The organism is Reichenbachiella sp. (assembly GCF_039969095.1).
In the GTDB taxonomy this organism is placed as follows: domain Bacteria; phylum Bacteroidota; class Bacteroidia; order Cytophagales; family Cyclobacteriaceae; genus Reichenbachiella.
Map to the genome: position 1 here is coordinate 465717 of NZ_JBDVOL010000011.1, position 23014 is coordinate 488730.

Below are 23014 nucleotides of genomic sequence, written 5' to 3' on the forward strand. Positions count from 1 at the left end.
ATCAAAAGCCGGTCAACAGAGAGCTGTTTTCCGATACCAATGTTTCAATGAAATCAGGACATCTGGTTAAGGATGCCGAAATTGTAGGAGATGGCAAGTATGTTAAATTGCGATTTGCCAGTAACAAGCAATTTGAAAATCCGCATGACGGCGAAATCAAGACTAACACCAATTATTTCAACGCATTGATTTCATATCATCTGAAAGAGGCTTTTGACTTAGCAAAAGACTTCAAAAAAGGTGATTGGATTTACCTCAAAGGTGAAGACAGTACCAGATCATTTGATACGCCCGAAGGTTATAAGCAAACTGCCTGTACAATTTTTGCCTATCATGTTGTTTTGAAAAAAGAGAAGAACAACGAACTACCAGTAGAGGCAAGCACTGTGAAAGCGCATTCAAACGGCGCAGTTCCAGCTTAATCTTTTAACCGCTCCACCATACTATCGGGAAAGCTCTTTCGATTGAGTGCTTTCCCACTTTTTTCACTTCATATTCATAAGGGGTAAGGCTATGAAAGAGCTTTCAACACAATTTGAAGAAGTGCAGCTTGTTTATTACAACAAAACCAAAGCCATTGATCGACCAAAAATAACATGTGCTAAAGACGCCTTTGATGTTTTTTATCATAGTTGGGATAAGGGTCAGATTAATCTGGTTGAAGAATGCAAGCTCATGATGCTGGATAACCAGTTAAGGGTCATGTCTATTGCTTCTATTTCTAAAGGCGGTATGACGGAGGCCATTGTTGATCCTAGGATCATATTCGCACTTGCACTTAAAAGACGCTCTAACATGCTCATACTGGCACATAACCATCCAAGTGGTGCCTTAAAGCCCTCAAAGCCGGATATCACGCTAACGCGCAATCTCGCATCAATTGGGGAGATATTGCGAATTACGGTTCAAGATCACCTCATCATCACTGATCAAGGATTTTATTCCATTCAGTATGAATTCGAAAAGGGCTTGTCTCATGAGCTATAATATTGATTTCAAAAACTTAAAACGTGAAATTGACCTCACTCAATATGCTGCTTTCCTGGGATATAAAATTGATAAAAAGAAGAGCACACGAACATCCGTTGCCATGCTTAAAGACCGGAGTGATAAGATTGTTATTTCCCGGAGCAATGGCACATGGATCTACTTTTCCGTCTATGATGATAGCGATAACGGGACGATTATTGATTTTGTCAAGAATAGAACCAACCGTTCTGTTCGCGACATTGGACGTGAATTAGAAGGCTGGCTTGGCACCAACCCCCAAATCTCAAATGAGTTTAAGCCTGTAAAAGAAAAGGGCTTTGAGCCCAAACGGATCGAACGACTTTTTAATTATTGCAAGCCAGCTTACAACAACGCCTATTTACATGGTCGCGGAATTCCCAATGAACTCTTACGATCAGAGCGGTTTTTTGAGCGAGTCTTTCAAGATCAGTTCAAGAATGCGGTTTTCCCTCATTTTAAGCGTGGCCGGGTCTGTGGTCTTGAATTAAAGGGTGAACATGCTGATCTATTTGTCCGGGGAAGTGAAAAGACGCTTTGGCGCTCAAACCGTATGATCGATGATCAAATCCTCATAATTGCAGAAACCCCGATAGATGCTATGTCCTATGAAATCATTCATCAGTTAAAAGATGGGTTTTACATTGCAACGTGTGGAGGGTTTTCCAAAAGCCAAGCTGATATGATCCGAAAGCTCGTCTCTGAATTTGACTGGATTAAAAGTATTCTGATTATAACCGATAATGACAAGGGCGGAGATAAAATCACCAGTCGCCTGGAAATACTTATCAGCAGCACTGATTTTGCCGGAGAGATAAGACGACACAGCCCGGATAAACGGGGATGTGACTGGAATGATGTCTTAAATCAATTGGGCGTATAATTTTTGATCTACGGCTATGTGTTGCTATTTTTATTAAATGAAAAAAGGGCTATTGAAACCATTGTTTATCATCGGCGTGATCAGTTTGGTCACGGCGAATAGCAATGAACTTAAGGCGCAAAGTAATGATGTGGCGAACAAAAAAAGCGAAGGGTTTGGCAAAAACGCCAATCCATTTGCTTCATATAAACCTGTTATTGCAAGCATCAATGGCTATTCGTTGGCATCAATACCTGACTCTATTCAATACAGACATGAGGGAGGTTTATTTACAGCTAAAATAGCTTCAGAAAAAGAAGGAAAGCTTGAGCTTCGACAAGGCTACACAACTGTTTTCAAAATCCAAGGAGTGCAGGATAGAGAAACTCAATCTATGATCATGAAGGATTGGATTGAAGAAAAAGGTACAATCCAATTGAAAGCTATTGCCTCCAACCTCACTACAATATGGAGCTTTGAACTGTTTTATGGATATGGCGTTGGCATCAAATATGAATACATCCATGCCTTGGATCAAACATTGCGAATAGTGGATGATAAAAAGAATCAAGCATTCTTTCATGGGGTACTAAGCGATGAGTACATCCGAGCAATAGTTAATGCAGCAAATATGAGCGAGCCTTTGTATATGAGAGACCTGCCGATAAATGAATTTGTAGAACACTCTAATCTCTCAAAAGGCTATGGATTTTTTAACCCTGAAACTGGCCAACAGGCTAACTTCGGATCAAATACGCTTGAATTGAGCAATAAGAATGAGGCCGAAGGAATAAAGCAAATCTATATCGGCACTTATAAAGACACCTTTTTAGAGGCCTTTGATAAAACCTTTTGTAAGTAAATATGAAGAGTCTATTGAAATCATTATTCGGTGCTGGCGTGATAACTTTGGTCGCGGCGAACAGTGATGAGCTAAAAGCACAGAGCAATGTGATGGCCTTTAATGATAATGCCAAAGCAAAGACCGAGTTAGTTAACGCTGCTGTTCTAAACAAGACAACGATTAAGCCGGGCACTCTAGGTGATGCGATTGATGCATCAGATCCTGTGAATGACTATGATAAAGGCAGCTTTGTTTTATTCGTTCAAGGGCCAAAAGATGGTCAAATGACAGCACGTCAAATGGCTGTAATGCTCGCCGACGCGTACCAAGACCGTCGCCTAACGGATTTCCCGACATATCTAACCGTAATTTACAGCAATACAGGTGATACCAAAGGCAAAGTGTCTGCTTTCTCTGGCGGCGTTCTTTACACAACTGAAGATGGTCAAACGGCATTTACTGCCAAAGATATTTGGAATGGCGTAAAGCCAATTACAAAATGGAATGTAGAGAACATCGGTACAGATGATGTCATTCCAGAAGGTCTAGAACCAGCAAAAATGGAAATACAATGAAAAAAGGTCTATTAAAATCATTATACGCTGCTGGCGTGATCACTTTGGTCGTGGCGAATAGCAATGAGCTAAAGGCACAGTCAAAGATGGATACAATGAAGAAAGAGTCATCTCTTCTTACAGCTCCAAATCCGATTGTCGCGCCTTCAGGCGAAGCGCTCAAAGCGTCTGTTGAAGCACCTAAAATTTCTGTAATCATTAACATTAATGAGAATGATCCGATTAGCGAAGATCGCTATGCAAAAGGCTTTGCCAATGGTTTTGCCAGCCGCGAAAAAACAGGTGATAAGCCTATCTACTTAACAGCTGTTTCAGTTGATGAGCGTCATGATAGAGCTACTAGTGTTTCTTTCCTTATTAACGGCCACTACTACAAATATGAGTGGCAACCATCGCATGGGGAAGCAGCACAAGAATTTGACGGTAAAGGCGTATTCCCTGTTGATTTCGGCTCGAAGCTTATACCGCTAGTCATGAATAAGTATGTTGCAGATCATGGATATGCTTACATTATTCCGTAAAGTGTAGAAGCAGCAAAAAATGGAAATCCATTAATCCCTTTAGAAATTTTATGAATGACATTCCTAATTAAGGAATGAACCATCAGTTTGCATCAGATCATCTGATGCAAGGAACCCGTAAACCAGCTTATTTCAAAACCATGGACGCCTTGACAGGCTGTGAGTCAATAAACTTGCCGCCGCAAGCGGTCTCCCGAGAAGTTTTTTGACTAATCCATGGATTTTAAACGAGGTCATGAATGACACTCGCCGCTTGGCAAGGGTTCATGCAACAGGGAGAAATCTCTATTTAGTCAAATCTTAAAATGAAAGGAAAAGACCATGACTGACCAAAACAAAACCCAAAACTATGAACCAACGAACCGTATTGTTCTGATTGGCAATAGCGGAGCAGAAGCTGAGGAGCACACCAGCAAAAACACTGGTGAGAGCTTTGTAGCAATGTCCCTTTATACTTCAAATAGCTACCTTGATGATGAAGGCAACCGCCAGGATTTTGCCTCTACGCTTCACAATATCGTGGCTTATGATCCTATTGTCATGAAGCAACTTCTATCCTTTAAAGCCGGTGTTCGCCTACGCATTGAAGGAAAACTAACCTACCGCACATTTGAAGTCGAAATTGATGGTCAACTCGTCAATAAGAAAGAGGCTTCTATTGTCGCTAAGAAAGTTGAACAAGCTGCACTGCCTTCAAAGAAAAAGGCTGAAACAGCCCCACCAGCAGAAATGGCTACATCTTAATATATCCCCAAAAGACAGAGGCAACCCGTGCCCCTGTCTTTTCTTATCAATTCGATTTTTTAAGGAGGAGTGCGATGCCCAAAGCTCATGCACCTAAAACCGATATTCATCAGGACATTACAAACAATATCATTGAAATACTGGATCAGGTTGATTTAAACGACTATCAACCACCCTTTGCAGCATTGGCAGCGCAAGGCCTTCCCAAAAACCCGATCACGAATAATCACTATCAAGGGGTTAATATTCTTGCTCTTTGGTTTAATCAACAAGCCAGAAAGCTACCCTCTAACCAATGGGCAACTTTCAAGCAATGGCAGGAAAAAGGCGCACATGTTCGAAAAGGTGAAAAAGGCTCTCGTGTTATCTTCTATAAAACCCTGACCAAAACCGAAGAGAATAATAATGGCGAGAAAGAGGATATCAAAATCCCAATGCTCAGACTCTACACTGTATTTAACGCCTCTCAAGTTGAAGGGTATGAAGTGGATCAAACCCAGCCAATTCCAGATCAAGACCGCGTTGATTGCATCAGCCTTATTGATGAGTTCTGCCAAAAGACTGGAGCCGATATCAGGCACATTGAGGATGAAGCCTATTACAGCATTCTTGAAGATTATATCAATATGCCTGATACATCGCTTTTTCTTGAAACCGAGAAAGCTTCAGCCACTGAAAACTATTATTTCCATGGCGCGCGTTTAGCTTTTTCAGCGTAACGCGTGACTATTCCACCAGCACAATTTCCAACAACCCTCTTTGACCTAAATAATCTCTTGTTGAACTATACCAATAATACACCGATTCATCTACTATTTCTTCCTCTACAGGATTGTTATGGATATAATCTACTTTTTGTTCTTGCAGTTCATTGGTATCCAAATGTATGGGATGATTACCATCTTGCCAGATCTTGTAGGAACTAACCCTTTGTACTTTTTCTGCTGCTTTTTCAAATGCCTTCAGTAGCCACTCCTTTCGGCTTTCATTGATTCTATCGAGCGCTTTGATGATGGCTCTAGAGGTATGTTTCTTGAAGTCACGCATAATCGATTCCAAAGACTTACCCTTTGTGCTAATGACCATATGCAAATGACTCGGCATCAACACCCAGGCATGAATGAGCAATCCTTTCTCCTTTTGACAGTATTTCAACGAATCAACAATGATATGCTTGAATTCATTTCTTGTAAACAGGTCAATCCAATGCACAACCGTGCTTGTCACAAAATAGATACCCGCTGGATCATGGAATTTGTATTTCTCAGACATCCTGTAAAATATAAAATTCTTCAAGTTTAGGCCTTTGCTCTTAGCGATACTTTGCACGCGTTACGCTGAAAAAGCTAAACGCGCGCTATTGGAGGGGCTAGAGTGATCTCTTATGTGCAGATAGAGCGCCAGTGGAGGGCTAACTATTATAGCACTAAAAAATTATAGGTATAAATATCAACCGTATCTACAGGATCAATATGAGCAACGGAAACACTAACACTATACTTTCCTCGTATTTCCATTAGCCTCGAATATTCAAAATAACCCAAATCCTCATCTACAATCCTTTCAGCAACAAATTGAAAATCAATATCATTCTTTTTAAAATCAAGTACAATTTCACCATCAAAATTATTCAAGCTAGCACTATTTATTACAAATTTAAACTCTTCTCCTGCCATTATAGTGTCAGAAGAAAAATCTAAATACGTCGCGATTTTAGCTTCATAGTCAGCCGAGCCAAATTCATCAAAATGTACATAGTCAATTATTTCATTGTTCTGATCAACCAAATTTTTCATTACCAATCGGCCCAAACTATCATAATTGTAAATAATGGGATAAATAGAGTCATATCTCATTTTCAATTCTCCATTACTGTAATACTCCAGAAGTGATTCTTCTACCTTTGATCCATTTTCATACTTTATGGATTTCATGATCTTTTCATTAGGATAATACAATATCATAGTACCATGTAAATAACCCTCTTTATAAGATTCCTCTCCAAGCATAAAACCTTTCTCATCATAAATTTTCGTGATCCCATCTGGCTTGCCCCCTTTCATTTGAGAAATTGATTTTATGCTTCCATTTGGATGGTATTTTCTTAACTCATCACTGGAACAGGATAAAAACCATACAGATAATAAAATAACAATTCGACCTTTCATAAACATCATTGAGTTACTTAAAAATTAATTGAATTGTATCTTGAGGAATTCCATTTTGCCGAATAACAGCGGGACCATAAGCATCTCTAAATCCATTTCCTCTTTCATATGTTGTAGGGCCAGCAATTCTAGCCGTGTCAATTTTAATAGGAGCAGGTGAATTCATGAATTTATACAGTTCATCACCAATATCATTACCAAAATCAATAACTGGGAAAGTGTTCAATATTATAGTGGCTATATCACTTGGGACTTTGACCATATTATTTGCGCTTATATTCGGAGCTATTGACCCCATTTTGGTGTCCATGAACTCAGCCTTCTGAACCTTTCTATCTCCCCATTGTAATGCCCAGCCGACACCTGCATTACCAAATGACACTATTCCACCACCACCACCATACTTGGATCTGAAATTGCCCCAAGCTTTGTTGACGTCATTTGAAAATCCAAGCATATTAGCATGCCAGCTGTGCATAAAATCTCTCCAACCGCTTCCATTAGATTGAACTTCCACCAATTTATTTTCGATAATCACTGTTGCTCCTGTCCATATTTCTCCATTCAGATTTTCTGTTGTATAATCGAGGCTATAAGATTTTATATATTTATAAGTTGACCCCAAACTAGATGCAAAACTCGCTCTTTGGTCACTATCCGCCTTTCCATACCTTTTATCAAAACTAGAACCACTCGATAAAAAATAGTCTCTAAGCATCTGCGTAGCACCAGATAGAATCCCATTATCACTCCAATGGCCACCTGAACCAGCATGAGTACTCCCCCTCGTAGTTCCACCTTCACTACCATAAGATCTAGACCCTGCTGGCTTCAAAGGACCGCTTCCCGTTCTCCCTCGTTCCATGCTAGCCCAATACGGTCTGTCTCCTAGTGGGTCGTTGTAGTTGACTGGGTTATCAAAAGCATATTGATAAGGTGTCATGTCTGCAAAGCTCGTCGCCTTAATATCTACCCCATTGAACCTGCCTAGGGCTGGATCATAGTGTCTGTAGAAGGTTTCAAAGTTTTGGGTCTGCTCGTTGAGCTCGCTGCCCGCATTGTACAAGCGCTTATTTGGCGTGATAAAATCCTGACTCATGCTGGCAGCCGTCTGCAAACCAAAGGGGTAGTAATCATTGGTCTGGATGATGGGACCATGTACTTGTTCTACCCAGAAATCATCGAAAAATACGTCCACTCCTTGTTCACTTTCATTGGATAAGTAAATATAGACAAAGCCGGCTTCTTCGATCGTGATCGAATGGCTTAGTTCTTCATGCTGGGTGTTTGCCCCTGTTTCTTTAGCATCACTTGATATCTGTTGAAAGCCTGTTTTCTCTGCAATCAGCCCTCTGTGTTTATCGAATACCATATAGTTCAAATAGGCTTCTGGTACTGTATTGTCAACTCCTGAGCGTCCCGGATCTGCCCAGGGGGTCGAAGGGTTTAAAGATGACCCTTCAGGAAGTAAGGCGCTACCTGTGAGTAGCTGTGCTCCTATCGTACTTACCAGTGCTGAGAGGTCGTCTGTGCCTTCAGTCTGGTAATATTTCGCAAAGACAGACATATTGATCTCATCTCCTGGCATCACCTTCAGTATTCTGACCAGACCGATGTTCACATCATCAATCCCATAGAGCAGCATCGCATTGCGTGTGGTATCCGACGCACTATTGGTATGATCGAACATATCGGAATGAATGATGTTGGCATTTTCATAATTGAAATAAATTTCATCTTCTCGCTGGGCTTGACTCTCTTCCATCGTAGCAATGGTAGCTGTAGTCCGCTCAGCTGTGGTCAGCATCATACGTACGTTGCCTAGGTGATCAGTGAGCTGATACTGGTATTCGTAGTTCGATCCATCAAGCGTTTCTTCGTGATAGACAATGCGGCCCTCGCTATGCTGGATGTATTGGAGTACATCGTCTTCATAGACTGCGCCTCCAAGGTAGCTGGTGGTCTTAATCAATTCATCATTTTGATTATAATTTTGCACTTTCAGCTTTTGTCCTCCAGCTGAGTAGGTGTAGGCTATTCTGATGCTATCTGCGGTACCTTCTTTATTGCTAATTGTTAATAATGTGGGTTTGTTGAGATGATTATAAATAATCTCCGTAATCCCTTTATTCAAGTCCTGAGTCATATTGCCATTGGCATCGTAGGTATATTCCTCACTTGCTGTGCTACCGTCTTCAAACCCAAGTGGATTGTCAGACGCATCTTCTACTCCTTGCAATTGATTGCCACTGTAAGCATAGGTCAACTCATCGATAGAGGTCAAAATACTATCCAATGCATTTCGGTTGAGTGAAGTAATGTTTCCATTTACATCGTAAGTGGCTGTCATATCGAAGTCACCTACATCTACTCCTTTTTTCCAATCTGCAGCCGTGAGACGGTTGGCTCGATCATAGGTATAGTTATACTTGCTGATCGCATCTTCACCGGCCGTATTCCATCGGATGGCACCGATGTTGCCATTGTATTTATTGTTGGTAGCTCCTTGATTATAATGCATTTGCATACCAAACAAATCTGATCCGGCTGCTGCTTCGGATTCATCCAGGTTCACATTGTTGATACCTTCCAGCCAGCCACGGATATTGTAATCAAAATCAATCGACTGCAAATAGTTACCTGCTTCTTCATGAATATTTTTTTCGATCACCTGCCCCAGTTCGTTGTAGGTGTATGAGGCAATTTGCTGCTCTACTCCACCGATTTCGTGATAAACGGCCAACACCCGTCCCAGTAGGTCGTACTCCATGCGATTGCCAGTATGGATGATCTCATTTCCGTCGTGGGTGCCACGCAGCGACTGAACTACTTTGCCCTGGTAGTCATAGATCATGGTGGTCTTGTCCTCCAGATCCAGATTCATATGATTGTTGCTCAATATTTGAATCACCTGACCGTCCTCGTTGTAATAGAAAATTTGTGTAAGCCAGTCATCCGTTTCTAAAATGCGGCTGGTACTGGCCGTCAGTTTGTGTGTGGTATAGTCATCGGCCGAGGTTTCCTGGCCTGTCAGGTGACTCGGATCAAAGGCAAAACCTGAAGCCACGTCACCGATCAACGCATAGTCGTCATAATAATTTGCGGATAGTACAGTCAAATTTGCTGTAGGAAACGCCTGGTTCGTATAGCCTTTAGTTGCTACGTCCGTGGATCTGCTTTCGTATAGATTCGTTTGTGCGTCGGCAGTTGTCTGTAATTCACTTCGCGTCTGACTACTTTCATAAAGACCAGTATACGCCGTACGGTGCTGTTTGTCATATTTAGTAAACAGCCACTTTCCATCTTGGGCAAGCAAGGCACTTTGATACAGAATAAGTTCATCACGGGTATTGTAGACATAAGCTTCCGGTGCTGTGGTGCCAGGCACTTGTTTTTCAATCAGTCTACCCCATTTGTCGTAGGTAAAAGAAAAAATCAATTCTGCCACAGATGAAATAGTATATGAATTGGCATCATCCATTTTTTTCAGTGCCAATGGCGGCACTACATATTTCACCCGACCAAAGTCATCGTAGATGATATAAGTAGTCAAATATTGACCTGCGTCCACTTCCACTTTTTTGGCAATGGTTTTTCCTGATCGATCGGTATAGACGATTCTTTTGTTTCCATCTTCATCGGTCACGGTGTTTTTGAAAAGGGTATTTACACCATAAAAACCATTGGACGTACCATCTGACTCCCACATGCGAATCTCATTGGCCTGATTGAATTGATAATCGTAGGTGACTTTATGGTTGCCATTCACATCCCAAGCTGCTCCTGCCGAGCCAGACTTCAGGACACGACCCAGCGGGGAGGCTTCTCTTATGATTTCTGAATAGGGTTGTGAATCGCTGGCTACATTGGCGGTTTCGCTATAGAATGCGGCCTGTGCGGCATGCGTATCTTCATGTATGTCCAGCAAACTGGTAGTACTCGCAGTATAAGGCAAGTACTCCTTTACCTGATCTCCATATTCATTAAACTCTGCAAAGGACACGATATCTTTACCTGTCGGACTTGCTTCTTTGTAGACCGTTTGTCTAGCTCTACCAAACCCATCCATAAATGAGACTGACAATAGACCATTATCTGTGTTGATTTCAGATCGGTCCGTAATCTCATCAACCAACGGCACCTCAGAAACTACATAGTTTTCCTGCAAAACATCCTTGCTTTCTAATGAAACTGCCATCACTTCGTGCCACGCTCCATATAGCGTATCTCCTTGATTTAAAAAAACGGGACGATAGCTGTTTTGACCTAAGACTGGTGTTTCAGTGATGGCATCCGTTGTTTTAGAGATATCTGTAATAGATGGTCTTTCAGTTATTTTTTGCCAATAATAAACATCATAACCTGCCTCATCAGGTAGCAAAGATATAGAGGTAGACTTTCCGATTGGGACTTCTTGCCATGCTCCATATTGCACTTCCCAATTCACGTTTAGGGCTGGTCGGTAACTACTTTCTACTAAAAGAGCGGTCACTGTTATAGTGCTGGTATTCTCTGAAATTCTACTAATATGCGGCTCCATACTAGACCTTTGCCAACCCACTATCTGCGCATCTGAATGATAGTCGGATACAGCAATAGTTGCCGACTCTCCATTAAAGACAAAATCATCTCCCATCGTCTCTCCAACGAAAGACTCTACCTCAAAAGATGAGCTTTCTAAAGCCACTTTTACGATATTAGATGGCTTGGTCGTGCAATTGTCTGTTGCCAATCGTTGATACCATCTATCAACGGTATGACCGCTAGGTGGGTTGTAAGTGGAATTATTGGCACCATTAATATTCGCCCACCCGCTTATGTCACTCTCAGTCACTTGCCATTGATAATTGATGTCACCAACATAAGCTGAGGCCGGCGTTGAATTATCTAATTTGGCAGGATTGCCATTGTAACTCACGGACTGTGCACCTTTAATTGTTCCTGGTTTTAAATCACCGCCAATAGAGATGAAAATCTCATCCGAGTAGGCTACACAATAGTCATCCGACACCTTTCTCCTAAACCAAGTGTCTTCAGTAAGGTCATTTGGAACATAATAAGACCGATCAGCCCCAAGTATTTGACCCATTTCCCAATCTATCGAATTCGTCTTTGATTCCCATTGATAACTAACATCTCCTGTATAACCTGAAGGAGACTCTACTGATAACGACCCTGGTGAAGTGTTCTTGCAAATGGTTTGGTTTGCGGAAATTAGTGATCCAGGGTTTAAACTTTTAACAGTTATCTTTACAGAATTGGTGAATTCTGTTTGACAATTGTCTTGAGCTCTTCTTCTATACCAACGATCTGCTGTTAAACCCGAGGGTGGATCATAGAAAGCGGATGCAGCTCCAGTAATATCATCCCAGCCATTGTTGCCATTAGCCGAGAATTGCCATTGATAATGAAGTGTTCCTTTGTTATTTCCTGCTTGGAAATTAGAAGTCAAAGACGCAGGGTCTTCATTATAGCAAATGGATTGTTCACCCAAAATTGCGCCCGGTGTTAGATCCTTTACAGTGACTTTGACAATATTTGAAAACACTGTCTGACAATTATCTTTAGCTCTCCTTCTATACCAGCGATTTGAAGTCAGCCCAGATGGAGGATTGTAAGAAGTTGACTTAGCTTCACCGATATTATTCCATCCACTATTACCATTGTTAGAGTATTGCCATTGATAATTGATAGTACCCTTATTATTGCCTGCCGACGATGAATTGTTAAGCTTAGATGGGTTACCATCATAACACACATTATGAGCTCCTTCTATTGAACCAGGCGTCAAATCAGCCACCGTAATGGTTACTACATTAGAGTACTTGGTTTGAGTTCCAGAAGTCACTCTTCTTCTATATTTTCTGGTATCCCCTAATACACCTGGAGAATAATATTTTTTATTATTCGTATTCTCCGTAACATCAAACCATGTGCCACCTGGTACTTTATATTGCCATAGATAAGTATAGCTTCCTATTCCGCCTGACGCACTTGAAGTATTGGTTATTGTACCAGCAGAAGTCAGAATACAAATCGTATTGGAAGTACCTATTGAACCTGGATCCAAAGTAGTCTCGGGTTCGGATAATACAAATGAGAATTCACTTATTAGAATTGATCCTCCTTCCTTGAATTGAATATTCTTGTTCCCAAAATCTATCCATTCAATAACTACTTCGTACCTAATCGAATTTCCATCAGCTACCATATCTGTACTTATCACAGAACCTCCCGTGACCACCCAGTTTGGAGCAAAATAAAAATCATCTGAGGTTATTGAATAGGTATATTCTACGCCAACCTCACATTCAGTGTCACCAATTATTTTTGGGTCACTTAAGTCAGCACCTTCACCATGAGTGACAAAGACAATCTGAAAAACAATAAAAAGAGATAAAAATAATTTCATTAGAGGTGTGTTTTTTTGAAAGACTTTGAAGAAATTGAATCTTGCTGTAACTTCTATCATTCTGAAATTATTTCTGTGGTCTGAAGAATATTCGGATTGATAAGAAAAGACTTATAATAAGTTTCACCTTCTGCTATGACTTTAAGAAAAACAATTTTGTTTTCATCTTCTGTCATATAGAATTTGAAGTATGAATTTGAAGTCGGCTGAATATCTGAATAGTCAAAATCTATCGCATCGGTCAAAAAATCAGTCTCTGAAATAGCCCAAAAGTAATTGGCATCTTCGTCATCAAACGTACTTACAGAAACCGTTCGTAAGCTTCCTTCCGACACAAGGTCGACAGGTATGCTTGAGGCAAGCATGTTTTTTTTATATTCAAATGCCTTTAAAATTTCCCCTTTATCATCTCTTATGACTATTGGTCGATTCAAACCATCATACTCATAATAAGCCCCCTTACCATTAAATGTGTTTTCTGACTGTAATCTTCTCCGCTCATCATAGTTTCTATAAGTCACTCCTGACTTACGCGGATAGAGCAATAGATCATCGATAATCGCTTCACCTTGCGTGGCATACAGCTCCAGTGATATTTCATCATTGAAATTGCTTAAATCCAATTCTTTCCGATAGTATTTCCAATCGTCATGATTACTTAATGTGATTGTACTTAATTCTGAGACTGCTCCTTCAGAAAGGGCAATCTTGATTTGTGAACTACCATTAGATTTAGCCCAAAAAGAAACTACGTACGGATCATCAGCTTTTGTAAATATTTTGCTCACAGTTTCGGCGCTTCCAAGCTCGAGTTTCAATCCCTTTCCATATCTCCCTTCACTTAGAAGTGTATCATTCCAATTCGTATAGTCAATACTAAAATCAAAAAGGGAAGCAGTCTCATCCAAGTCAAAATTGGTAAAACCCACATTTGATACAGCGACCTCATCAAAAGAAGCTACCAAAAGTCCTTTTTGTATAACTGCAGTACCAGTGGGTTCTCCGTACCTATTGCGTGATGATAATATCTGTCTGTTTGAAACATCTATATCTAATACTTCTCCTAGAAAGATATAGGACGGGTCTTTATCAAATGAATTGCCTGCAATGGATGAAGAATTAAAACCAGTTTTTGGGTCATCTAAAATAGTTCCAAACGTCGCCATTTTCAGTAACCATTCATTTCTAATTTCATAGTGACTAATTTGTCCTCCTGTTACATACTCAGTGCCTGATTTTATAAAATAATTAATGGATTCAATGGGTAGATAGCCATAACCACCATTGTTTAACTCCTTCAAGTCCAAGGCAAATCCGCTAAGATTACTAGATGAAGTATTATAATCCATGGCATATTTTACTTTCCTGCCATGAGTAATTCCCTTGCTATCTACAGATTCTTCTTTGATCAGCAATCCTGAAACATTGTCATATACATAGGAAGAAGAAGAAACTTTCACCCCATTTCTATAGGACTCACTGGCAACAACATTTGATGCACCACCAACTGAAATCTCATAAGGCTTGTATACTATCAAGTCGGTTACCCCTGAGTTACTTTGATCTGAGCCATATATAAACCCAGTTGGTATTAATTCATAATCCAAACACTTAATTTCAATAGGCTCTACCGTATTCTCATAAGTATACTGGTCGTACCCGACCAATTCTCCTTGTTCAGAGAAGTATTCTTTTTTCACTAGTCTGCCATTTCGAAGCCACGCATCTTTTTTTGCCAAGCCCAAGGGCAAATCAAGAAGATTCGAAAAATCATAGTACAAATAATTTGGAGATTCATACGCTTCAAATTCCATAAGATTTTGTCTCGCTATTTTATTTTGATTTCCAGTATTTAGGAAATCATCAGGTATGTCATAATGAAAAACCGAATGGCCAAACCCTTTTCGTCTTTCAGTCACGACTGAGTAGTTTACTTGCGTATCACTCAATGGGTGATCGTTTTTATTTTCTAAAACTTGTAGTTTCGTCTCATTTTCAAAAACGTCAAATGAAATTTCATTTGACGTTGCATCATAATTAAATCCAAGTTCGATCTCTTTAACCGGCTTATCTATCAGCACTCCTGAGGATATTTCTTCATTTTTTTCGTATTCGTAAGAAACAATAGTCTTTCCTCCCTCATTATCTACACTTACCAAAGAAGAGACTCTCAAACCACCACCATACTTATTGCTTCCAGTCTCTGAATCAAAATAAGTATTGGGTTGATAGAAGAAATATGATTCACCTCCCAATGGCTGACTCACCATCCTCAACATTCCATTTTTTAATTTACCAATCCCAGATGGAGTGAGATCTGTAATAGTTAGGAAACCAATATCGGCGTAACCGAACAAGTCTTTTTCAGTATAAAGACTAATGTCGGTTGTCTGATCTTCATAGTTCAAGCCATAATATTTAAATAAATACGGTTTGATTGATGCACCATCAGCTGAAAATATATCGACTCTATTTAAATAGGATTCAAATATGAAGTTTTCATATGGTGCATCAACTAAATCAGGCTCGTTTTTGAAAAATGGAATTATTTCCAATTCAGCTCTACTTTTCAATATTAAATCCTCTCCATTTCTCGCATATGTTCTAATAGAAGATGCCAGCGGTTTTTTAAGACGAATCAAATGCTCATTCAAATCCTCAAGAAAAAACGACCGAGGTATTGGGACATTTCCCGACTCAAATTCGATTAGCCAATCTTCACTTTTAATTTCAGATATAGCATACGGTTTTGAATAGCTATATTTTTCTTGGAAAAATTCAGATTTGTTCGGTTCTCCCACCACATAGGCCCCATAGTTATCATCAATTGTTTCTTGAAAATGAAAGTAATGAGTAGTACTATTTAGCGAAACAGCTGTCTGGAAATATTTAAATTCTATTTTTGCTGAAGATGCGTTTGATTCAATAGAAGTTAAATACCATTGCTCGACATAGTTTATCCTAGCTTCTTCCGCACCCATATCATATAGCAGCTTCTTTTTCTTACCAATTGGTATTGCTCTATCATCAATAGCATAAGTAGCGATACCCACTTCAATTCGTAAATCAAATGTATACTCCAAATGTCCGTTTCGAATTTTAAAATCACCACCTTCTTCAGTAATCTCTATGCCACTTGAATGAGGAATTGTTCGAATGATACCGTCATTGTCATACAAAAAAGTTAAACTCAATCCAAAAGCCTGTACAAAATAAATATCAGGTTCGGTGTCATAAATCACACTATCACCACCAACTGCTAGCTCCAGCAAAGACTCATAATCAGCTTTTTCATCGGAAGAATCGGAAAAATCATCGTCTGCGGTCGGACTAAATATGTTGATATCCCCTGCACCAGATGGCCTTTTATTCCATCCTTTTTTATTGGTCAGATCACAATCGTCGGGCAAGCCACGAACTACACGACGAATAAAATTTTCAGAATTTCGTAAGTGCCAGCCTCTTCCATATTGACCTATTTCATCGTTGACCCTATTACCAGAGGAAGAGTAAACCAAATTGAAAGGAATTTGAATATCACCTTGAGAAATAGATGTTATGGGAATTTCATAAAATGGCGCCCCTGTGATTTGGTTAACACTGGCTTGCCCATAAATAATGGATTGACCAAATAAAGTCATGAAAACAACAAGCACAAACTTGCTGAAAGCTTTGGACAGTAAATTCATTTCAGAAAAAGATTTAGACGGAGAGGTGAATTTCTCCTTTGAAAAGTATTCAAGGTAGGTTGTTGTAATAGCTAGCAATTATGTTTTTATTAATGTTAATAAATCACATAATCAAGTTTCTCTAATTGCTGCTGCAAGTCTATATACAAAATTTTATTTGGCCAAATAAATAACACTCTACTCAACTTGGGATTTGAATAAAAAATCACATTGTACCCAACCTGTACCTTCACCTTATTTGCAACTTTTAATATTATGACTATCAATATTTTACAAAAAAAATATTTGAATCCTGACAAGACTCAGACATATAAAACTGCCTTAAATACAATGTAAACATGTTGTACCTTATTTGTACCCAAAATCTTTAAACCATCTTAAATGACTGATTTTCAAATAGACACAATTTATAGTCCTAATCCTGAGCGGACTTGAATCACAAGCCATCTGACTAGCAATTTTATGAGAAGTTTATCCAACCCCAGAAATAGCAAATTAATCTGAAATGTTAAATATATATTTTCCTTTCCTTCGTTTTGTGAGACAATTACAGTTTAGATCGAACACGTTACATGACCATTACAATAATTGTTGAAATCATTACTTTGAACATCCATTTTTTAAATTCGCTTTGTTGAACAGTTTTAGTGCTACAAAAATCAACGATTTATCGTACCCTCTAAAACTACTCTACTTTCAATTTTTGTCAAAGCATTATTAACAAAACAGCCTATTAAGTAAATTAGTGAACCTATGATGATCATTAAGAACATCCACACCGGCGAAGAAAAAGAACAGCGCAGAGCTATTTGGGAAAGTAGTAAAAATATTATCCACGAAGACTGGGATATAATATCCGAAGGAGATCCAGTTATATTTTGTACTATTTATCTGGGAAAGAAAATCGAGGGTAGTTTGATTGATCGTGAAGTGGCCCTTGAATCCATAAGAAAATCACCGGACAAATATTCAATTAAGAACTGGTGGGAAGCGGAAACAAATAAAGGAAAGCCGAAGGTGACTATTGATCATAAAAAAATATCCAATCCACACAACATGCCAGATGTATTGAAGAAAGATTTACTTGATGCCTTAAAAAAAGGAAAATTTATTTCACCAAATACAAAAGGTCCTGATAACAAATCAGAAGTAAATAAATCTCATTCAAATTTAGTTGAAAAAATAATTGATGACGCTTTGTTAGAAGCTAAGAAATGGATGCCTTCAGATGAAGAATACCGAGCCAATTTTGAGATGCTCATTGATAAAAGAATGGAACAAGCAGAACCCTATCTTCAGATGCTTTTAGCTGAAGAAGTTGTAAAAATGGATATCGATGTTTTACGGAAGGAATTTCGTAAATACTACTCTGAAAAAGAAGATACAGGAGATTTACAAATCGAAAACGGTGATTTTGCAATTGAAGATGGTGATATTAAAACCATGCCCGACATACAAAACGAGGATTTCAAAATCTTCAGTCAAAAATTTATTGACTTCACCCGTTATATGAAAGAAAACAATATGATCAAAGATGATAAAGCGGATATTGGCAAAATTGTCAATCAAGGCAATATGATTGTCAATCAACAATCTACTATTTCGGAACAAAATATTAAAAAAACTGAGCGGGCCAATAAGGGAGTCAACTGGACTAAATTGGGATCGATTGCAGCTATAATTGGAGTATTAATAGCAATTATAGCTCTATTTGTGAATGGTTAATTAACCGGACCTTTAATGAGACCTTTTCCAAATTCTTGGTTTCTTGAATATTGGACAGCATATTGCCCCTATGAATTGACCGTTTTAGAGAACATCAAACGGTACATCTCTTTTTTAAGGATTGTTCAAAATGGAACGTTTCGATTTTACGATTTTATTCAACAATTCAAGACGAACATTATATGGTTTTGAAAATATTGTTTTGTGTGGAAGGGTGGTCAACCCTAAATCTCCTTTAAAAGTCTACTTCATTTCGTTCTGTCAATTGATAAATCTCATTCATTCTAATACAAAGACATTCATGGAGCTGTTCCAGTAACCAGGTAGCATTATTCATGTCTTTTTGCCAAGAGACTTCTCGTTCGTCTGCCATTACAACAGCTTTCATTATTTGAATTAATTCCGTGGAAAATGAGATATTTCCTCTTGATTTCAAAAGTTCATCGATCGGTTCCAAAGCCTTGCTTTTATACCGTGGCACTTGTTCTGATGCTTCCATTTTAGTCTAATTTTGTTATTAATATTTTATAATTATCTGATAATCAATTAGATTAAAAGTCCTGCTCCCGCTACTACACAAAGGCTAACATGAAAATGTTGGCCTTTTTTTATGACTATACTAAAAGATTATTAGAGTGGAGAAGGTGCCGGGTTAGACAAGTCCATTACCCTCGCTGTTTTAAGTGTTTTGCAAGGGCCACTTAAAACATTTTACGATAATCAAGTCTCAAGACTTGCTAAGGATCTGACCTTTCAAGTCTCGCTGCGCTAAGACTTAAAAGAGCAGGGTAAATATAACTTCATTCACTTTTGGAAATAAAAAAAGCCAGATCAACGTTATGAACTGGCCAAAGAATAATGAAGCAAAATTGTTAGTTAGGTTAACTTCGTTTATCAAAAGAATACTTAAAAAAGGTTAGGTTGATTCCCTCACCAATAAAATAGTTATTTATCGATAGTTCAAAAGTAGGCCTTCGCTCCGACGTTTGAAATAGGTACTGATACCACATTTTAATCTAGGTACTTGTACCTAGTAGCAAAATTCAAATGGGAATTCGCTATTTTCATGGTGACATTATAAAGGCTCAAAATGATCAACAAACAGACCTCTATTATTTCTATTCTATTTGCGTTTTTGTGCCTTGCGTTTTTAGCCACGCAATTGCGTCATTTGGAATTTGACTATGAGCTGGAAAATTTTTTTCCCAATAATGATCCAGATCTAATTTACTATCAGGAATTCAGTCAAATCTTCGGACATGACAATGATTACCTACTCATTGGTTTTGAAACACCAGATCGCCTATTCGATTTAGAATATTTAAACCAAATAGATAGTGGAATACGCCAAATAGCCAAATTGGCTAGTACTTTGAAAGTTCACTCCCCGACGTCAATGCGAACTGCTGTCCATACACCCATGGGACTGTTGCCCATTCCACTCCTCCATCTATCTAATGTCGAAAAAATCAAAAAAGATAGTGCAAGATTCTATCAACATCCTCTGTATCGCGAAATGTTCATTTCCAAATCTGGAAATAGTCTGAAGGCAGTTATTATCCACAAACGATTCAAAACCAAAGAAACTGCAGATGAATATGTAAGTGAGATTAGAAAAATTTTCAATTCACAATCTGTTAAGATTAGACTCGCTGGAAAGGCAGTAGCTCAAACAGCTTTTGTAAATGCTGTTAAGTCTGATTTTGCATCGTTCATTTTATTCGCCATGGTTTTAATATTTGGGTGGCTGATGGTATTTATGCGAAGACTGACTCTGATCATAACCGCAATGAGTATAGCTGGATTTTCAGTAGTTGCAACTATAGGGTTCATGGCCGTTACAGGCAAAGAAATAGATGTTTTATCTTCTCTTATTCCTACCATACTTTTAGTTGTGGCCATGTCAGATATCATTCATTTGTATTCACATATCCAAGCAGAATATGCAAAAACCACTGATCTAAAATTATCAATTAATCATGCTGTAAGGCAAGTTGGGTTTGCAACTCTCCTTACTTCGTTTACTACGGCCGTGGGATTCCTGACTTTGATTACAATCAATGTCAAACCTATTATTGATCTTGGAATATATGCTGCAGCTGGAATTATCATTGCTTTTGTGATCACTTATTTATTATACCCTACTATAGTAACAATCATTAAACCAACGATAACCCCACCGTCTGAAAAATCATATTTAAATCAGCTCTCTCCAAGAATTTATAATATCATCTTGGATCGAGGAAAAGTAGTGGCATTTATTGCTTTCATCCTATTTGCTATTTGCTTATTGGGAATATCAAAACTGAAGATTGATGCCTATCTGGTTAATGACTTGCCAAAAAATGACCCCGTAAAATCTGATTTTGTATTTTTTGATCAGGAGTTTTCTGGTTCCAAACCCTTTACTCTGAGTTTATGGACTAAAAATCCAGCTTTACCTATATATAGCAAAACCATCATAGCTGAGATGGATAAAATTGAACAAGAGATCAGGGTTCACACTGGTGCTGGAGATTTAACCTCACCTGTTTCTATAGTTAAACTAGCCAATCAAAGTCTTCATGGCCCTTCTCCTGCTTATTACAAACTGCCAGACACGGAAAAAGAATGGAAAAAAGCATTTCAATTCATTAAGAAATATCATCCTGAACGAAAGTCGATAAAAGTAAGCTCAGATTCTCAAGCGCAAATCACCGGATACTTTCAAGACTTAGGATCTAGAGATGCTACTTTAAAACATGCCAAACTCATGAATGTATTAAGTGAAAAAGTCAATCCTCAGTTACTCGGCTATCGACTAACAGGCACGACCCTTCTTATTGATAAAAGCCATGAATTGCTATCAAAAAACTTAATTAAAGGGCTAGTCTTAGCTATGATAATCGTTGGACTTATTTCTGGCTTGTTGTTTAAATCATGGCGAATGATAATCATAACGTTAATCCCTAATATATTCCCAATATTAGCAGTCGCAGCTGTAATGGGCTTTTTTCAAATACCACTCAACTTGAGTACATCAGTAATATTCGCTATTTCCTTCGGTATAGTGGTGGATGACACCATTCATTTTCTTAGTCAATTCAAATATGAATACCTCCAGGGAAAATCCAAACAAGAGTCTGTTAGAGCGGCGCTTAACAAAACCGGCAGGCCTATTATCATTACCACTATCATTCTTTCTTCTGGCTTCATTGTCTTTTGTTTTTCAAGTTTCAGCGCAACGTTTTACATGGGATTATTCGTTTGTTTATCCTTCATCAATGCCTTATTAGCAGATTTATTTTTACTACCCGTTTTATTGCTTTGGTGGTTGCCTTCTAAAAACTTAACCAGATGAAACTACAATTATATCTTCTGGTTTGCTTTTGGTCTTGTACAAATGCCCAAGAATCCAAGGAAGAGAAAATAAATGGTTTGTGCCTGGTAGCCCCTCCATATGAGATTCAAACAGAACACTATAAACCCATCATAAATACAGGTGCCAATTGGGTGGCAGTCATTCCTTATGCTTTCTGCAGTCCCACAAAACCGAAAGTCACTTATGATCATCCCAGGCAATGGCAAGGAGAAACCACCGAAGGCGTCAAACTAGCTATAGATTTGGCTCATCAATCTAATCTGAAGGTTATGCTTAAACCGCATCTTTGGGTAAGTGGCCATGGATGGGCTGGAGACCTAGATTTTGACAATAACGAAGATTTAGAACTTTGGAAAACGAGCTACACGCAATATATCCTACACTTTGCCTCGGTAGCACAAGATCTCAAAGTAGAGATGATCTCTATTGGTACTGAAATTAGACAAATGGCAACTAAACATCCGACCTATTGGATAGAATTGATTCAGCAAATTAGAACGATATATGAGGGGCATCTAACCTACTCTGCCAATTGGGATAATTATGAGAACATTACATTTTGGAACGAATTAGATTTTATCGGAATAGACGCTTATTTTCCAATGAGCGAATCTCATACACCAAGCCGCAAAGAACTAATAGAAAAAAATCAAAAAACAAAGTTGGTAATTGAAAAATTCGCCATCAGCCATCTTAAAAAAGTGCTATTCACAGAATACGGATTCAGAAGTGTTGATTACTGCGCTGGCGGGCACTGGAAAAATGAATTAATATCTGCAGGGCCAAATTTAAAAGGACAAGCAAATGCTTATGAAGCCATTTTCAAAACTTATTGGCATGAAGAGTGGTTTGCAGGCGGATTCGCTTGGAAGTGGCATTACAAACACGCTGAGGCTGGAGGCACCAATGACACAGCCTTCACGCCTCAAAATAAACCAGCGGAAAAAATACTGAGAATTCAGTATTCCAAAAATTAAACCAAAGCCTTATACTTCTATAAAAAGCACCCATTCCACTCTTATAATTTTCCTGATTTTCCCTTGTATTTTATATAAAAAATGCAATATTACATAAGTTATTTATCGTTCTGTGAGTTTATTCAATG

16 protein-coding genes are annotated in these 23014 nt (G+C 38.6%); 11 read left to right on the plus strand and 5 right to left on the minus strand.

The window, feature by feature from the left end; all coding sequences use genetic code 11:
• Window positions 1–47: 47 nt before the first annotated feature.
• The 8 genes from ABJH98_RS10655 to ABJH98_RS10690 all read left to right on the plus strand — a co-directional run bounded on the left by ABJH98_RS10655 (window position 48) and on the right by ABJH98_RS10690 (window position 5273).
• Window positions 48–422, plus strand: a complete 375-nt coding sequence (locus tag ABJH98_RS10655) for a single-stranded DNA-binding protein (protein ID WP_348307655.1) — start codon at window positions 48–50, stop codon at window positions 420–422.
• A gap of 91 nt (window positions 423–513) precedes the next feature.
• Window positions 514–987: a JAB domain-containing protein gene (locus tag ABJH98_RS10660; RefSeq protein ID WP_348307656.1), complete on the plus strand. Its 474-nt coding sequence runs from the start codon at window positions 514–516 to the stop codon at window positions 985–987.
• Entirely contained in the window at window positions 977–1891 is a 915-nt protein-coding gene (locus tag ABJH98_RS10665; RefSeq protein WP_348307657.1) for a toprim domain-containing protein, read from the plus strand. Before ABJH98_RS10660 ends, ABJH98_RS10665 begins: the two co-directional genes overlap by 11 nt.
• A 37-nt stretch (window positions 1892–1928) precedes the next feature.
• Entirely contained in the window at window positions 1929–2732 is an 804-nt protein-coding gene (locus tag ABJH98_RS10670; protein WP_348307658.1) for a hypothetical protein, read from the plus strand.
• A gap of 38 nt (window positions 2733–2770) precedes the next feature.
• The gene (locus ABJH98_RS10675) at window positions 2771–3289 is read left to right on the plus strand and encodes a hypothetical protein (protein ID WP_348307659.1); all 519 of its coding nucleotides are present in this window, start codon (window positions 2771–2773) and stop codon (window positions 3287–3289) included.
• Window positions 3286–3810, plus strand: coding sequence for a hypothetical protein (locus ABJH98_RS10680; protein ID WP_348307660.1), 525 nt, complete (start codon window positions 3286–3288; stop codon window positions 3808–3810). Before ABJH98_RS10675 ends, ABJH98_RS10680 begins: the two co-directional genes overlap by 4 nt.
• A 321-nt stretch (window positions 3811–4131) precedes the next feature.
• Window positions 4132–4554, plus strand: a complete 423-nt coding sequence (locus ABJH98_RS10685) for a single-stranded DNA-binding protein (RefSeq protein WP_348307661.1) — start codon at window positions 4132–4134, stop codon at window positions 4552–4554.
• Window positions 4555–4628: 74 nt separating this feature from the next.
• Complete coding sequence (locus ABJH98_RS10690) at window positions 4629–5273, plus strand: ArdC-like ssDNA-binding domain-containing protein (protein ID WP_348307662.1); 645 nt, start codon at window positions 4629–4631, stop codon at window positions 5271–5273.
• A gap of 7 nt (window positions 5274–5280) precedes the next feature.
• Here ABJH98_RS10690 and ABJH98_RS10695 read toward each other — a convergent pair whose 3' ends face one another.
• The 4 genes from ABJH98_RS10695 to ABJH98_RS10710 all read right to left on the minus strand — a co-directional run bounded on the left by ABJH98_RS10695 (window position 5281) and on the right by ABJH98_RS10710 (window position 16823).
• Window positions 5281–5826 (minus strand): transposase, encoded by a 546-nt coding sequence (locus ABJH98_RS10695; protein WP_348307663.1) that lies wholly within the window; start codon window positions 5824–5826, stop codon window positions 5281–5283.
• 146 nt (window positions 5827–5972) lie between these two features.
• Window positions 5973–6722: a hypothetical protein gene (locus ABJH98_RS10700; protein WP_348307664.1), complete on the minus strand. Its 750-nt coding sequence runs from the start codon at window positions 6720–6722 to the stop codon at window positions 5973–5975.
• A 13-nt stretch (window positions 6723–6735) separates the two neighbouring features.
• Complete coding sequence (locus ABJH98_RS10705) at window positions 6736–13134, minus strand: DUF6443 domain-containing protein (RefSeq protein WP_348307665.1); 6399 nt, start codon at window positions 13132–13134, stop codon at window positions 6736–6738.
• A gap of 56 nt (window positions 13135–13190) precedes the next feature.
• A complete protein-coding gene (locus ABJH98_RS10710; RefSeq protein ID WP_348307666.1) occupies window positions 13191–16823 on the minus strand; it encodes a hypothetical protein in 3633 nt (1210 codons plus the stop codon).
• Between the two features lie 753 nt (window positions 16824–17576).
• On the opposite strand from ABJH98_RS10710, the gene ABJH98_RS10715 reads away from it, so the two are divergent.
• A complete protein-coding gene (locus ABJH98_RS10715; RefSeq protein ID WP_348307667.1) occupies window positions 17577–18548 on the plus strand; it encodes a hypothetical protein in 972 nt (323 codons plus the stop codon).
• A 235-nt stretch (window positions 18549–18783) separates the two neighbouring features.
• On the opposite strand, the gene ABJH98_RS10720 is transcribed toward ABJH98_RS10715, so the two are convergent.
• Window positions 18784–19047: a hypothetical protein gene (locus ABJH98_RS10720; protein ID WP_348307668.1), complete on the minus strand. Its 264-nt coding sequence runs from the start codon at window positions 19045–19047 to the stop codon at window positions 18784–18786.
• Window positions 19048–19638: 591 nt separating this feature from the next.
• Here ABJH98_RS10720 and ABJH98_RS10725 point away from each other — a divergent pair.
• Window positions 19639–21888, plus strand: a complete 2250-nt coding sequence (locus tag ABJH98_RS10725; RefSeq protein ID WP_348307669.1) for an efflux RND transporter permease subunit — start codon at window positions 19639–19641, stop codon at window positions 21886–21888.
• The gene (locus ABJH98_RS10730; RefSeq protein WP_348307670.1) at window positions 21885–22886 is read left to right on the plus strand and encodes a hypothetical protein; all 1002 of its coding nucleotides are present in this window, start codon (window positions 21885–21887) and stop codon (window positions 22884–22886) included. Before ABJH98_RS10725 ends, ABJH98_RS10730 begins: the two co-directional genes overlap by 4 nt.
• Window positions 22887–23014: the final 128 nt, after the last annotated feature.

Excerpts from the sequence above, each read along its gene's own strand:
- ABJH98_RS10685 (WP_348307661.1), top strand. The coding sequence starts at position 4,132 with ATGACTGACCAAAACAAAACCCAAAACTATGAACCAACGAACCGTATT.
- ABJH98_RS10725 (WP_348307669.1), top strand. The coding sequence starts at position 19,639 with ATGATCAACAAACAGACCTCTATTATTTCTATTCTATTTGCGTTTTTG.
- ABJH98_RS10680 (WP_348307660.1), top strand. The coding sequence starts at position 3,286 with ATGAAAAAAGGTCTATTAAAATCATTATACGCTGCTGGCGTGATCACT.
- ABJH98_RS10655 (WP_348307655.1), top strand. The coding sequence starts at position 48 with ATGAAATCAGGACATCTGGTTAAGGATGCCGAAATTGTAGGAGATGGC.
- ABJH98_RS10720 (WP_348307668.1), bottom strand. The coding sequence starts at position 19,047 with ATGGAAGCATCAGAACAAGTGCCACGGTATAAAAGCAAGGCTTTGGAA.
- ABJH98_RS10710 (WP_348307666.1), bottom strand. The coding sequence starts at position 16,823 with ATGAATTTACTGTCCAAAGCTTTCAGCAAGTTTGTGCTTGTTGTTTTC.
- ABJH98_RS10730 (WP_348307670.1), top strand. The coding sequence starts at position 21,885 with ATGAAACTACAATTATATCTTCTGGTTTGCTTTTGGTCTTGTACAAAT.
- ABJH98_RS10660 (WP_348307656.1), top strand. The coding sequence starts at position 514 with ATGAAAGAGCTTTCAACACAATTTGAAGAAGTGCAGCTTGTTTATTAC.
- ABJH98_RS10695 (WP_348307663.1), bottom strand. The coding sequence starts at position 5,826 with ATGTCTGAGAAATACAAATTCCATGATCCAGCGGGTATCTATTTTGTG.
- ABJH98_RS10705 (WP_348307665.1), bottom strand. The coding sequence starts at position 13,134 with ATGAAATTATTTTTATCTCTTTTTATTGTTTTTCAGATTGTCTTTGTC.
- ABJH98_RS10670 (WP_348307658.1), top strand. The coding sequence starts at position 1,929 with ATGAAAAAAGGGCTATTGAAACCATTGTTTATCATCGGCGTGATCAGT.
- ABJH98_RS10715 (WP_348307667.1), top strand. The coding sequence starts at position 17,577 with ATGATGATCATTAAGAACATCCACACCGGCGAAGAAAAAGAACAGCGC.
- ABJH98_RS10700 (WP_348307664.1), bottom strand. The coding sequence starts at position 6,722 with ATGAAAGGTCGAATTGTTATTTTATTATCTGTATGGTTTTTATCCTGT.
- ABJH98_RS10665 (WP_348307657.1), top strand. The coding sequence starts at position 977 with ATGAGCTATAATATTGATTTCAAAAACTTAAAACGTGAAATTGACCTC.
- ABJH98_RS10690 (WP_348307662.1), top strand. The coding sequence starts at position 4,629 with ATGCCCAAAGCTCATGCACCTAAAACCGATATTCATCAGGACATTACA.